Source organism: Gilliamella sp. Pas-s25 (genome assembly GCF_009795885.1).
Classification (GTDB): Bacteria; Pseudomonadota; Gammaproteobacteria; order Enterobacterales; family Orbaceae; genus Gilliamella.
In genome coordinates this window covers 1-15028 of the sequence record NZ_WTEV01000031.1, presented here as the reverse complement: position 1 = coordinate 15028, position 15028 = coordinate 1, and the positions used below count along the sequence as shown (strand labels likewise).

The window sequence follows — 15028 nt, the reverse complement described above, 5'->3', positions numbered from 1 at the left end:
ACACCTAAAGGCGAATAGGGTCATTAATTTTGCATCAGAATAAGCCGAGAGCTGATATAGTTTTGTTGTAAAAAGCAGTCAGAAAAAATATTGATTTTATAGATTTTTTATTAACTCTGTTTTTATACAAAAAATCATCAAACCTTATTAAACACTCTTTGCTAAAAGGTAAAGGGTAGTACATAATATGTGATTAAATTTTAAATAAAGAAGATCAGTAATAATAATAATTATATACGGGGTGGAAAATGCGATTAGTAAAACATTTAGCTGTATTAAGCTTGCTGTTAGTATTAGCTGGCTGTGATAATAGTGACAATAAGCAAAGTGCAAGCGCTGAACAAATCATCACACAACCAGCAGCAGAATTGATTGATAATAACAAAACAGCCCATGTTAGCGATCCCAATGATGAAAGTAAAATAGCGCAAGATGAACCAGCAAAACCTGTTTTTAACCCAACCCCTGAATTAATCGAAAAATATCATGATAAAGCGTTAACCGTTATTGATAGTTCTGAAGTCATTGTTGATGGTTCAAGTACATTAGTGATTACCTTTTCAGTGCCTTTAAATCCTAATCTTAATTTTTCTAATTTGCTTCGTTTAGTTGATCGCCAAGCTGGCAATGTTGACGGTGCTTGGGAATTGTCAGATAACGGATTAGAGTTAAGACATCGATATCTTGAACCCAATCGTAAATTAGAACTGACAATTGATAAGATGTTAGCTGCAATTAATGGCAACAGTTTAAAAGAAGTCTACCAAACGGAAATTAAAACCCAAGATCGCAAGCCGATGGTGGGATTTGCGAGCAGTGGTTTTTTGTTGCCAAGTAAATCAATGAATGGTTTGCCAGTTACCACACTTAATGTGGATAAAATTGATGTTAATTTCTTTAAAGTTAAACCTGAACAGTTATCTGATTTTATTGCTGATTATGGTTTTATTAACCAAATGACCAGTTGGAACTCAAAGAATATTAATAAATTTACTAATTTAGTCTATACGTCTCGGTTTGATTTGAATCCAAAACGTAATTCGCAAGAAACTGTTTTACTTAACCTTGCTTCCATTCCACAACTTCAGCAAGAGGGTGTTTATCTTGCTGTTATGAGTCAAGCAGGAAGCTATGATTATTCAAATCCTGCATCGCTGTTTACAATCAGTAATATTGGTATTGCTGTGCATGTTTATGAAAACGGTAAATTATCAGTCATTACCCATGGGCTCGACAATGGCAAACCGCTTGCTGATGTCAATTTATCGGTGCAATGTACCAAAAGTATTCGAGATAGCAATAAAAACTGTACAACTATTTCAGCTAAAACGGATGCTACAGGTTATGCTGAAGTGGCTTTACCAAGAGGTATGGATTATGGCTTACTTACCGCCAATGATGGCAAACAGATTTCGTTGCTAAATTTGGATCGCAGTGCATTAGATTTAAGCGAATATAACTTAACGGGTTCAGCTTTTTATCAAAAACAGCTTTTTGCTTTTGGTCCTCGTGACTTGTATCGCCCTGAAGAAACGGTCTATTTTAATGCGCTTTTGCGTAATGCCGATGGTAAGCCATTGCCTGTGCAGCCGATTGTAGTTGATGTGATGTCTCCAGATAATCAAATTGTTGAAACTTTTACTATCGATGCTCAAACTGATTCCAATGGTTTATATCAATGGCAATATGTTATTCCCGCCAATGCGGCAACGGGTAAATGGGCATTTCGTTTTAATTTAGGCGACGATAATTACCGTTATGCGTGGTTTCGTGTGGAAGAATTTTTGCCAGAGCGCATGGCAATGGAAATTACGTCCGCTTCAAATAAACCTATTATGTTGGATAAAAGTATCAATTTTGATGTGAAAGGTTGGTACCTTTATGGTGCTCCTGCTGCAGGTAATAGTTTAGAGGGGCATGTTTATGTTAAGAATATCGATTCAATCCCTGAACTTGCCGATTATAAAATTGGTGATGTGACTCACAGTAATCTTGCTCATCAACTTGATAATATTGAGACGACTTTAGATAAAAACGGAATCGCAAAAGTTGAGGTAGACACTAACAATTGGGGTAAATTGGGCTCTCCAATTAAACTTATTTTGCAAGCCAGTTTACTTGATTCTGGGGGACGTCCTGTTACACGTTATGCCAGCCAGACTATTTGGCCAAATCTGCAAATGCCTGCAGTGCGTGCGTTATTTTCTCAATCGCCTTATTATGATTGGTCTTCAGATCGGTACGAAACCAGCCCGACAGTTGATAAAGGGACTAATGCAGAGTTTGAAGTCGCCTATGTTAACATCGATGGAGAGAAGCTGGCTGCAAATCATTTAAAGGCGAGAATTATTCGTGAACGTCGTAATTATTATTGGAGCTGGTCTGACGATGCTGGATGGCATCAACAATACAATTCAAGTGAATTTGTGGCACAAGAACAACCGCTTTCTATTGATGCCAGTGGCACAACCAAAGTAAGTTACCAAACAGATGATTATGGCTTTTATCGTATTGAAATTATCGATACTAAAAATAACATCATCAGTAGCCTACGTTTTAGAAGTGGTTACAATTGGGAAGATAACACTAATGGTACCAATGCTGTTCGCCCAGATCAGGTTAAATTAAGCCTTGATAAAACAGCCTATTCAGTTGGCGATACCGCTAAAATACATGTACAAGCACCCGTCGCGGGATCGGGTTATGTATCTCTTGAAACCAATGGCGGTATGTTATGGAAACAAGATATTACCGTTGATGAAAACGGCCTTGATGTCGAAATTCCAATTCAAGATTGGGGACGTCATGATATTTATATTAATGCGATGATTATTCGTCCATCTACTGATGCTACTGTTCAAACGGTTAAACGAGCAATTGGGTTGCTTTATTTACCCATTGACACTTCTAATCGCCAATTAAATGTGAGTATTGAGGCACCGAAGAAGACAGAGCCTGAAAGAACGATTCCAATAAAAGTCAAAATGGATAAAAACAAAATTCACCAAAATCATCAGGTCACAGTATTGGTTTCGGCTGTTGATTCGGGAGTATTAAATATTACTAATTTTGCCACACCCGATCCTTACAGCGCGTTTTTAGGTCGTAAACGTTATAATGTTGATCTTTACGATGTATATGGCAAATTGATTGAAGGTAAAGGGCGCAATGTTAATATGAGCTTTGGTGGTGATGCAATGCTTGGCGCAGCGGGTGCAGGAGGCAAAAAAACATTAACTGAAGTTCATGTTGTGGCCCAACAATTACAAACTATTGATCTTAACGATGAAGGTGAAGGTGTTGTTGATCTTGTTTTGCCTAATTTTAACGGCGAATTACGCATCATGGCGCAAGCATGGGACGATAGTCGTTATGGCAAGGCTGAACAAGCGATGATCGTTGCATCGCCAGTGGTTGCTGAGTTATCAACGCCACGCTTTTTATCGGGTGGTGATCAGGCTATTTTGGCGTTAGATCTTAATAATCTAACCGAAAAAACGCAAACAATGCAGGTTGATGTTTCAACGGATGGTTTGATTCATCAAAATGCAGTTAAGTCTGTAACAGCAACACTTGATAGTAAGCAAAGACGAATTATTCAACTGCCCATTGTTGCTGATTATGGTTATGGAAAAGGTATTGTGACCATTAATGTCAAAGGGATTTTGTTAGATGATGGTTCAAATTACCAAATTAAACGATCATGGAAAGTTGGTGTTAGACCTGCTTATGCCGCAACAACAAAATATTATGCGGCAGCAATAAACGGTGGCGAAAGTTGGCAGTTACCTAAAGATAGTATTGCTGAGATGATTGAAAATACGGTTGATGGCAAATTGATCATATCAGATCAACCACCACTTAATATTGCTCAATATATTAAAGAATTATTTGCTTATCCATATGGCTGCTTGGAACAGACCATTAGTGGCTTAATGCCGTCATTATATGTAAATCAACAGCAGCTTGCAGCTTTGGGAATTAAAACTGAATCGGATGAGCAGCGACGCGAAAAAGTGCAATTAGGTATTTCGCGAATCTTATCAATGCAACGTAATAATGGTAGTTTTGGTTTATGGAATAACGAGAGTGCTGAAGAACATTGGTTAACCGTGTATGCAACCGACTTTTTATTGCAAGCTAAAGAGCGTGGTTATAATATTAATAACGATGCGCTTAATGCGGCTATTTCACGTATTAGCCAATATATTTATGATGCTAATGCATTTAATAGTTTACACAGCTATTATGAAAATTCACAAGTAAGCGATTATACGCAATTTGCTACTAAAGCGTATGCTTTAGCAGTGCTTGCAAAACAAAATAAAATCACTGTACCAATGCGTAATGAGATCAATCGAATGGCTCAACAAATCACTGAAAGTAATTTTAAGGTGTTGTCACCATTACCTGTTGCTCAGTTAGCACTATCTGCTAAATTAGCTGGTTTTGACAACGTCTATAACAGTTTGATGCCACAAGTATTTACAACAAGTTATGATAATCAATATGCTTGGCTTGGCGAATATGGTAGTGCGATTCGTGATAATGCGTTAGTCTTATCATTGTTGATTGAAAACGGATTAAGTGTTGATAAACAAGCTGATTATTTAATTCATTTATCTGATCTACTTAATGATACTCGTTATTTTTCAACACAGGAACTTAATGCATTATTTGTGGCAGGCTGGTCATTAGATCAACATAAATCTTCACACAAGTTTAATGTTGTGATTAATGAACAGTCAAATCAAGTTGATTCGACATTATCGCGTTCTTTTGGATTTGTTAATTTAGCAAGTGGCTTAACGATTTCAAATCCACAAGACGCACAGCCGCTTTATATCAAATTCACAGTGTCAGGCTATGGTAAAAATGCTCCCGCGCCAACCAGCGATGAAAATGTATTAACAATTAAACGTACTTACTATGATTTGAAAGGTAATAAAATTCAACCTGATCAAATGAAGGTAGGGGATTTAATGGCAGTTGTATTAGATGTTAATTCACATAAAGAAGCTATTCATGATGCGTTAATTGTTGACTTTTTACCTGCTGGTCTTGAATTAGAGAACCAAAATCTAACCAACAGCAGTGTTAGCTTACAGGCGATCCCTGAATTAGCTAATTTGTTGAAAGATGAAGATAGCAATGATGTTAAATATCAAGAGTTTCGTGATGATAGATACGTCGCAGCCGTTGATATGAATCATTATGTGAGTGAAGATACCTATCGCACTCGTGTTGCTTATTTAGTTAGGGCTGTGACGGCAGGTAATTATATGATTCCATACCCTTATGTTGAATCAATGTATCGCCCAGATCGGTTTGCAATTGGTCAATCCACTGAAGTTATGTCGATTGTTGAACGCAATTTAGAACCTAATAAACCAAAGCAACAATAGTATTTATACATCGATTCAGATTGATGAATAATAATATAAAAAATTGATTATCCGCTAATGAAAGTTAGCGGTATCTTTTTATACTAAAACGTAGGGTTTTCTGAAACTTTTTGACAAAATGAAAAAGTACCTGTTTAACATTCTGTTTTATTTTTTTTCTTTCATCCTATTGTTAATAGGCAGTTTTTTTGTTGCCGATTTCTTATTTCCATTGTCGATTGCAAAAAATAAACCTACACAAACAATTCTTGCGCAAGATGGTACGCCACTTTGGCGATTTGCTGATGAAAATGGCGTTTGGCGGTATCCTATTCAATTAAATGAAGTCCCCAATGATTATCTTGATGTGTTACTAAATTATGAAGATCGCCATTTTTATGATCATTTTGGTGTTAATCCTGCATCGTTAATGCGAGCAGCTTGGCAAAACATCACCAATAAAAAAATTATTTCAGGTGGCAGTACTATTTCGATGCAGGTTGCAAGATTGCTTGATCCTCACGATCGTTCAATGGCTGGAAAGTTACAACAAATATTTCGAACGCTACAACTTGAATTACATTTTACCAAAGATGAAATTTTAACTTTATATATCAACCGTGCACCATTTGGGGGAACAATCGAAGGCTTGGCGGCTGCAAGTTGGTCATATTTTGGTAAAGCACCAAAAGCGTTAACACGTGGCGAAGCGGTTTTATTAGCGGTATTGCCACAAGCTCCTAGCCGCTTGCGTCCTGATAGGTATCCTCAGCGCGCCAAACAAGCTCGAGATAAGGTTTTAGCAAGATTAGCTCAATACCATGTATGGTCACCTGATGTTATAGAGCAAGTTCGAAAAGAAGAAGTATGGGTTTATCCTCGTAAAAAACCACAACTAGCCCCTTTATTAGCACGAAGACTAAGTCAGCAATATCCTGATGTTGATATAATCCGATCAAATATCGATCACTCTCTTCAGTATAGTCTTGAAGATATTGCAATTAATCGCAAAAATCAGCTCCCCCCCAAAACTTCGCTGGCTATTTTAGCTGTCGATTATACTGATATGTCAGTAAAAGGCTATGTAGGTTCAGCTGATTTTAATGATAAAGATCGATTTGGTCAGGTTGATATGATAAGTGCGCTTCGCTCACCTGGATCGACATTAAAGCCTTTTATGTATGCACTTGCCATTGATGATGGTATGATTCATTCTGAATCGCTATTGCAAGATACGCCTCGAATCAGTTCTGATTACCGCCCCACCAATTTTGATGAAGATTTTTATGGTCCAATCAGTGCTACAGAAGCATTAAAAAATTCGTTGAACTTGCCCGCTGTTCAGTTAATTGAACTCTATGGTCCAAAACGATTTGCTGGAAAACTTGCCAGTGTTGGGTTGCCACTGGTATCTACTGGTAACAATCCTAATATTTCGTATATATTAGGGGGTGCATCATTAAGAATGGATAATTTGGTCAGTGCCTATAGTGCCTTAGCTCGTCATGGGCAAGTTAGCCCTTTACGTTTTACACAAGATGAACCATTATTAAGTAAGCCATTTATTAGCGATGGCAGCGCATGGATCACAAGAAAGATGCTAGTTAATAATCATCAACTTGTCTATAAAACAGGAACTAGTTATGGCTATCGTGATGCTTGGGCGATTGGTGTTAATCCTCGTTATTTAATTGGCATTTGGGTTGGTCGTCCAGATGGAACGCCTGTTGTTGGACAATACGGCAGTATTACCGCGGTGCCGATTTTACAACAAGTTAATTCGTTATTATTAAATAAAGAGCGACGACTCAATCGACCATTACCTTTAATAACAAAACCGGTAACGGTGACTTCAGAAAAAATTTGTTGGCCATCAGGGCAAGTGCTGCCAGCAAACGATGAAAACTGTCACCGGCAGAAAAACGCTTGGATATTAAATAACATGGTTCCCCCAACTCTTGATACTCTTACAACGCTTAATAACAATCTCTATCGTTCAGGGTGGGTGACGATCTGGGTCAATGATGAAGGAAAACGGGTATCTGCAGATTGTAATAATGCGCATAAAAAACAGATTGCACTTTGGCCGATCGCTTTAGAAAATTGGCTGTTACCCAAAGAGCGTAGGCAATCGTTGTTCCCTGAGGTTGATAAAAATTGTCCTGTATTTGGCAAAGATATCTTTTTGCCACTGAATATCATTGGATTACGGGATAACCAATTAGTAAAACGTTTACCAGGGCAACACGGTGTCACCATTGATGTAACACCACAAGGTGGTACAGGCGATAAATGGTGGTTTTTAGATGGTAACCTCATTGAGCAAACGCATGACGATCAAAAAGTTGCTATAACGGTAACTCAAAAAGGTTTACATCATCTATTATTATTAGATCAAAGCGGGCAAATTTCGCGGCGGGATTTTACCCTTGATTAACTAGGAGCAAGCATATGGCTATTGAACGAACATTATCTATCATCAAACCCAATGCCGTTAAAAAGCAATTGATTGGTGAAATTGAAACCCGTATCAGCCAAGCAAAACTTAACATCATTGCCCTAAAAATGCTTAGATTAACGAAAGAACAAGCTGAAGGCTTTTATGCAGAGCATCAAGGTAAATCATTTTTTGATAAATTAGTTAACTTTATGATATCTGGCCCAATAGTTGTTCAGGTTCTTGAAGGCGATAATGCCATTAAACGTTATAGGGAATTGATGGGACCGACTGATTTATCTAAAGCAACCGCAGGCACTTTGCGGGCAGACTTTGCTGACAGCATGACCGAAAATGCCGTACATGGTTCAGACTCTTTAACCTCGGCCGAAAAGGAAATTGCTTACTTTTTTGTCGATAATGAGATAGTTGGGTAAATCAATTTTATAAAATACCGGTTGTATTGCGTATTACCGTTATTCTAAGATTATTTTTTAAATAATGATCGATATAACTTTAAGTTATAACCATGTGATTATTTGTTATTTATTCATTTGATTCTTTGTTGTTAGACTTTAACTGAAAATAACATAACCTTTATTAGGGAGAATCAGGATGAAATTGTTGACTAAATCACTAACAGTGGTCGCATTAATAAGTAGTTTGTTAGGTGCAAATTCTGCTTACGCAGACCGCCTTGATGACATCGAAAAACGCGGGGAAATCAAAATAGCAGTATTTGATAGTAACCCACCATTTGGGTATATTGATGAAAAAACCAATAAAATTGTTGGTCTTGACGTTGATTATGCAAATGAAATTGGTAAAGCACTCAATGTTAAAGTTGATCTTGTTCCAACCAATCCTGCTAATCGAATTCCATTATTAACATCTCAAAAAGCCGATTTAATTGTCGCGAATTTTACTGTTACAGATGAACGGGCAAAAACCGTTGATTTTAGTTTGCCTTATTTTGCGACTGGTCAAAAATTTATAGCAAAAAAAGGTGTTTTAAAATCAGTCGATGATTTAAAGAACCTTCGTATTGGTGCCGATAAAGGTACTGTCATGGAAATCACACTGCGTGAAAAATACCCAACTGCAAAAGTGATTTCTTATGATGATACGCCATTTGCTTTTGCGGCATTACGTAATGGTGTTGTACAGGCAATTACTCAAGATGATGCTAAATTAATTGGTTTACTCGCTAATGTACCAGAAGAACAACGCGCAGCATTTGAAATTTCGCCATTTAGTATCACCCAAGAATATCAAGCAGTTGGTATACCAAAAGGGGAAGATCGTTTGAAAGAAAAATTGAACCAAATTTTATTAACACTTGAAAAAGATGGTCAAGCGTTAACAATTTATAATCGTTGGTTTGGACCTGAAACCACATCCGCTATGCCTCGTGGTGATTTTAAAATAGGTAAAGGTCAGTAAGTTATGCACGAGCAATTACTTCAATCCCGTTATTGGTGGTGGTTATGGGATGGTTTTTTAGTTACGTTGGCTATCTCATTGCTTACTATCGTCTTTTCAACATTACAGGGTTTTTTATTAGTTATTGCTCAACAAAGTCGAATTAAGATTATTCAAGGGATTGTAATGGGGTATAACGCAATTTTTCGTTATTCTCCATTATTACCTCAACTCTTTTTTTGGTATTTTGGTGTGGGTAATTTATTACCAGTCGAATTTAAGTTATGGCTATTTGATGAACCACAAATTTCGTTGTTCTTTTTTTCACTGAAAATGCCGTCCTTTGAATTTATAATTGGTTTAGTTGGTTTAACGTGTTATTCCAGTGCTTTTATTGCCGAAGAGTTTAGAGCTGGTATTGCTGGTATAAGGCAAGGGCAAGGACAGGCTGCATTAGCATTAGGGTTAACTTGGTGGCAAAGTATGCGATTTATTATTTTACCGCAAAGCTTTCGTATTGCCTTTCCGCCTTTAATTGGTCAGTATATGAATATTATCAAAAATTCATCGTTAACAATGGCTATTGGTGTACTAGAGCTTTCTTATGTATCGCGTCAAGTTGAAACCGAATCATTAAAAACCTTTCAAGATTTTGCCATTGCAACTTTATTATATATTTTGGCAATAGTGATGGTTGGCACTGTAGGTAACATTTATCAAGCAAAACGATTACAAATAGGTAAGGTGTAATCAATTATGGAACTTAAAGGTTTAGAGGTTATTTATAACAATTTAAGTTATATGATGTGGGGAAACTTTCCTGGAGGCATTTTTTTAACGTTGTTAATGAGTTTTGCTGCAATTATAGTTTCAACGCTATTAGGTATTTTGGCCGGTGTAGGGCTGACAGTCTTAAAAGGAACAGTACGCTATTTATTAGTTGGTATACTTGGCTTTTTAAGAGCAATCCCTGTTATTATGCTTATTTTTTGGACTTACTTCTTATTACCTGTATTGCTTAATGTTGATGTGCCAGCTATTGCAACGGTGATATTTGCATTATCCTTAATTGGCGCTGCATATATTGGTCATTCAGTGCATGCTGGAATGATTGCGGTGGCTAAAGAACAATGGCAAGCAGCATTCTCGTTAGGGTTGACTAAAAAGCAAGTTATTTTATTTATCATTTTACCACAAGCTCTTAAAATGATGCTGCCTTCTTTTGTCAATCAGTGGGTATCGCTTATTAAAGATACGTCTTTGGCCTATATTGTTGGGGTGGCGGAATTTACTTTTATTGCTACTCAAGTTAATAATCGTAGTATGGTTTATCCAACTGAGATCTTTTTATTTGTTATTGTCGTTTATTTTATTATCTGCGCATCGCTTGATTTTGCTGTTTCTATTTTGCCAAAATGTCGATTATTTCATTCTAAATAATTTTCTATCTATCTGTATTGGCCCGTTTAGTAAATAAGAATTTTATTAAGGTTCTTTTAAGGTTTATGCGTTAAATTATTAATAATTTAAATAAATATAGGTAAATAGATTATGTGGTGTGATTTTAATACCCAACTATTTTTATTCATTAACGCTTCTGATAAAGCGTCAAAACTGCTTATTTATTTTGCTATTTTCTGTGCGAAATATTTGGTTTATATACCCATTATTATTATGGGAATAGGCTGGTTTATCCGGCCTTTTTATCGTCAATTAATACTAAAAATAGTAATTAGTTTAGCTGTGGCGCTGTTTGTCACTTTTATTATTCGTCATTGTTTTTATTATCCACGTCCTTTTGCTGTTGACGTTGGAACTCCTTATCTTTTCCACGAAAACACAAGCTCTTTACCAAGTCAACATGCGGTATTTGTATGGACAATTTTTTTTACTGTTTTATTCAATTACACATGCCACTTTAGAATAGTTTTATACTTATTTGCTCTAATTGCAGTCCTCGTTAGCTGGAGCCGAGTCTATCTTGGCATTCATTGGCCATTAGATATTGCTGTTGGATTTCTTGTGAGCATTATATCGGTGTATTTAATTAAAAAAAAATTTTGGACAAGCATTAATAAATTGCTCAATCGATGGTTTTGTTGGTAGAGACAATTTTCTGCTTTAGACATATCGAACACTATATATAATGATGAACTGAGCATTTTGATTAGTTTTAATATCCAAATTAAGGTAAATCAACAATGAAGATATTAATTGTCGAAGATGATAGCTTGCTACAAAAAGGGCTATACGATGGTATAACATCCAATGGTTATGTCTGTGAAGTTGCATCAAATGGAAAGCAAGCTGAACAGTATATCCAATTTGGACAATTTAGTTTGATTATTCTAGATTTAGGGCTGCCTGATTGTGATGGGCTCGAATTGCTCATTCGCTGGCGGAAAAATCATATTTCAACCCCTGTGCTGATTTTAACTGCTCGCGATACTATCGAAGATAGAGTCGATGGTCTAGATAATGGTGCTGATGATTATTTAATTAAACCTTTTGCTTTAACTGAATTACTAGCTAGAGTAAGAGCGCTAATTCGCCGAGATCAAGGTACTGCTGATAACCTTATTAGTTATGGCTCCATTACTATTGATATTAAACAGAAAAAAGTGACTCTTAATAACCAAGAAGTGGTTTTAACGCCAAAAGAGTTTATTGTCTTATCTAGATTGATGTTAAAAGCTGGCGAAAAGGTACATCGAGATTTATTGCAAAATGATCTTTATGATTGGCAAAGTGATCCTAGTTCTAATGTTCTTGAAGTTTATATACATGGATTACGCAATAAATTAGGTAAAAATGTGATTCGCACAGTGCGAGGCTATGGCTATCAACTTAATAATGAGCGTTGATAATTCGATTAATTTAAATTAGATAATTAAATTATGATTTCAAAATCACTGAGTAATATACGGCACAGTATTCGCTGGAACCTTTTTTTTACTTTGGGCTTTATTATGTTGGTTTGTCAAATTATAACTGTACTTTGGTTATGGCATGAAAGCAAAGAGCAAATTGATGTTCTAGTTAACTTAACGTTAAGTCAAAATAAAATCAATGAAGTCGTTGAGCACGAAGAACTTGAAGCTATTTTTGCTTTATTTTGTTCAGCTTTTTCAATGATGTTAGTGACACTATTTTTAGCATACCAAGCGATCAAGCGGATCACAAAACCGCTCGAAATTTTAGAGAAAGATCTTAATCAGCGTACCGAGGAGAACCTGAAACCCATTATACCAATAAGTAATATGCGTGAAATTAAATCTATTACATCAGTATTGAATAATCTTTTTATTAGGCTCAATGCAACACTATCTCAAGAACGGCTTTTTACTGCTGATGTTGCGCACGAAATGAGAACACCTTTAGCAGGAATTCGTTTGCATTTAGAATTGCTAGAAAATAAAAATAAGATTGATTGTAGTGAATTAATCAGTCGTATAGATCGTTTAGTTAATACCGTCGAACAACTATTAATGCTTGCACGAGCCAGTCAAAAATTTACAGTTGGACAATATCAACATATTAATTTTTACAATGATATTGTAATCCCACTGTCTGATGAGCTAACTGAATTGACTTGCCAAAAACAGCAAAAACTTGAGTGGTATATGGCGAATAAGGATTTGATTTTTAGTGGTGATGCAACTTTGATAAAACTTTTAGTACGTAATCTTGTCGAAAATAGCTACCGCTACAGTCCAGATAATACCAAAATCTTGGTAAGTTGTTATCAAGATAAAAAAGACATAGTTATTACGGTCGAAGATGAAGGAAACGGCATTGATGAATCTAAAAGCGAACAACTGACTCAAGCCTTTTTTCGTATGGATCGCAAACATAATGGTATTGGACTTGGCTTAAGTATTGTTAATCGTATTGCTAAATTACATCAAGGTCTATTTACCTTAAAAAATAGACCTAATAATGTGAAAGGTGCTATTGCACAATTGCGGATCACTGATTCACATCTTCAACTAAACGAGTGATTAATTTATTTTGGCTGTTTTCTTTAATAATTGAGGCTAAAAAACGTTGCCAAGTTCGTTCAATTTTAGCTTTCGCAAAAAAAGAAATGTAATTAGCGATGGGAATAAGAGTTGAATTACCGATATTGTCGATAATAATCAATCGGCTTTTATCTGCACTTAAATGCTGAAATAAGATATTCTTGCTTTTGATTGTCATTGTAATAATGCGATCTTTTAATAAAGCTGATTTTAAATTATTTAATGACACAACTAAATCATCATAATATAGTTTAGTTAATTTATTATCAGCAAGGTACTTTTCTAGTGGTATAGCTATTTCACCATTATAATCTCGAATAAGCTCGAAAACATGGCCTTTACCGTAATTGGTTGAAACTGGACCATAATATTTTGCTAATGCATCAAATGCAATATTACGCCTAATAAGGTGTTTATAATAAGCTATTTCGCGGTTTGTTTCTTCTTCTGCGCCGTCATTGTAATTAACTTTAATGCATTTATTAGGATCTATTGGATGATGATAGCATTTGCGGTGTAACCCTTTGCCTATATAATCATCTTTAGAAAGTAAAATTGTATTGTCCATTTATATCAACATCTCGTTATTTAATGTTAAGTGAAAGTTTAACAGTAAGCGTTTCTTATCGCCATGATTTTTTCTTTTTAACTCTAGCGCTTTTATATTATTTCTGTATAATGTTTGCCACCCACGTTACGACAACGTTTTTCCCAACGTTGTTTTCGGTTGTCAGCATTAATATAACCATTCGAAGGGGTGAGTTAATTAATGGTTGCAGTCAAAAAGTGTAAATAAATCGAGTGATTTATTAACGTGAGATTAATTAAAAATTGGATAATTACGAATGAGTACTTTTTCAGCTAAACCAGAAACAGTTAAACGCGACTGGTATGTTGTTGATGCAGCAGGTAAAACGTTAGGTCGTTTAGCTACTGAAATCGCAAGCCGTTTGCGTGGTAAACACAAAGCAGAATATACACCACATGTTGATACAGGTGATTATATTATCGTTATCAATGCAGAAAAAGTTGCTGTAACAGGCAAAAAACGCACTGATAAGATCTATTATCGTCATACTGGTTACATCGGTGGACTTAAAGAAGCGACTTTTAAAGAGATGATTGAACGTCATCCTGAACAAGTCATCGAAATTGCTGTAAAAGGCATGTTACCGAAAGGTCCTCTTGGTCGTGCAATGTACCGTAAACTAAAAGTTTATGCTGGTAATGAGCACAATCATGCGGCACAACAACCGCAAGTATTAGATATTTAAGGGGATAAAAGATGGCTGATAATCAATATTACGGTACAGGTCGCCGCAAAAGTTCTGCTGCTCGTGTATTTATCAAACCAGGTAGTGGTAACATCGTTATTAACAAACGTTCATTAGAACAATACTTTGGTCGTGATACAGCTCGTATGGTTGTTATGCAACCGTTAGAGTTAGTTGAAATGACTGACAAACTTGATCTTTACATCACGGTTAAAGGTGGTGGTATTTCAGGTCAAGCTGGTGCAATTCGTCACGGTATTACTCGTGCATTAATGGAATATGATGAAACTTTACGTTCTGCATTACGTCAAGCAGGTTTTGTTACTCGTGATGCACGTCAAGTTGAACGTAAAAAAGTGGGTCTACGCAAAGCACGTCGTCGTCCACAATTCAGCAAACGTTAAGTGCGACAAGGTCGCACTTATGTTGCCTAACTTATTGAATTTTATCAATATTTTAGGCAAACATCTAGGGTCAAAAGCCCTAGAT

12 protein-coding genes are annotated in these 15028 nt (G+C 36.0%); 11 read left to right on the top strand and 1 reads right to left on the bottom strand.

The genetic code is table 11. The annotated features are described in order from the left end of the window. Positions 1-248: 248 nt before the first annotated feature. From GQ593_RS11445 to pmrB, 9 genes are all read left to right on the top strand, one after another. Positions 249-5405 (top strand): alpha-2-macroglobulin family protein, encoded by a 5157-nt coding sequence (locus tag GQ593_RS11445; protein WP_160432143.1) that lies wholly within the window; start codon positions 249-251, stop codon positions 5403-5405. A 211-nt stretch (positions 5406-5616) separates the two neighbouring features. After that, the gene (gene pbpC / locus GQ593_RS11440; RefSeq protein ID WP_237397753.1) at positions 5617-7821 is read left to right on the top strand and encodes a penicillin-binding protein 1C; all 2205 of its coding nucleotides are present in this window, start codon (positions 5617-5619) and stop codon (positions 7819-7821) included. 14 nt (positions 7822-7835) lie between these two features. Continuing rightward, the gene (gene ndk / locus GQ593_RS11435) at positions 7836-8258 is read left to right on the top strand and encodes a nucleoside-diphosphate kinase (protein ID WP_160432141.1); all 423 of its coding nucleotides are present in this window, start codon (positions 7836-7838) and stop codon (positions 8256-8258) included. Between the two features lie 172 nt (positions 8259-8430). Then, entirely contained in the window at positions 8431-9264 is an 834-nt protein-coding gene (locus tag GQ593_RS11430; RefSeq protein ID WP_442903614.1) for an ABC transporter substrate-binding protein, read from the top strand. Between the two features lie 3 nt (positions 9265-9267). After that, on the top strand, positions 9268-9993 hold the full coding sequence (locus tag GQ593_RS11425) for an amino acid ABC transporter permease (protein ID WP_160432139.1): 726 nt from the start codon (positions 9268-9270) through the stop codon (positions 9991-9993). A 6-nt stretch (positions 9994-9999) separates the two neighbouring features. Then, positions 10000-10683: an amino acid ABC transporter permease gene (locus GQ593_RS11420; protein ID WP_160432138.1), complete on the top strand. Its 684-nt coding sequence runs from the start codon at positions 10000-10002 to the stop codon at positions 10681-10683. 111 nt (positions 10684-10794) lie between these two features. Further along, positions 10795-11349: a phosphatase PAP2 family protein gene (locus GQ593_RS11415; RefSeq protein WP_160432137.1), complete on the top strand. Its 555-nt coding sequence runs from the start codon at positions 10795-10797 to the stop codon at positions 11347-11349. A gap of 95 nt (positions 11350-11444) precedes the next feature. Continuing rightward, on the top strand, positions 11445-12107 hold the full coding sequence (pmrA, locus tag GQ593_RS11410; protein WP_160432136.1) for a two-component system response regulator PmrA: 663 nt from the start codon (positions 11445-11447) through the stop codon (positions 12105-12107). Positions 12108-12212: 105 nt separating this feature from the next. Continuing rightward, on the top strand, positions 12213-13244 hold the full coding sequence (pmrB, locus tag GQ593_RS11405; RefSeq protein ID WP_237397752.1) for a two-component system sensor histidine kinase PmrB: 1032 nt from the start codon (positions 12213-12215) through the stop codon (positions 13242-13244). Here the strand turns inward: pmrB and GQ593_RS11400 are convergent. After that, positions 13213-13833 (bottom strand): YrbL family protein, encoded by a 621-nt coding sequence (locus GQ593_RS11400; protein ID WP_160432134.1) that lies wholly within the window; start codon positions 13831-13833, stop codon positions 13213-13215. The genes pmrB and GQ593_RS11400 overlap by 32 nt on opposite strands. 277 nt (positions 13834-14110) lie before the next feature. Here GQ593_RS11400 and rplM point away from each other — a divergent pair, with 277 nt between their 5' ends. Then, positions 14111-14539 (top strand): 50S ribosomal protein L13, encoded by a 429-nt coding sequence (gene rplM, locus GQ593_RS11395; RefSeq protein ID WP_065566227.1) that lies wholly within the window; start codon positions 14111-14113, stop codon positions 14537-14539. Positions 14540-14550: 11 nt separating this feature from the next. Then, positions 14551-14943, top strand: coding sequence for a 30S ribosomal protein S9 (rpsI, locus tag GQ593_RS11390; protein WP_034915459.1), 393 nt, complete (start codon positions 14551-14553; stop codon positions 14941-14943). The last annotated feature ends 85 nt before the right edge of the window (positions 14944-15028 follow it).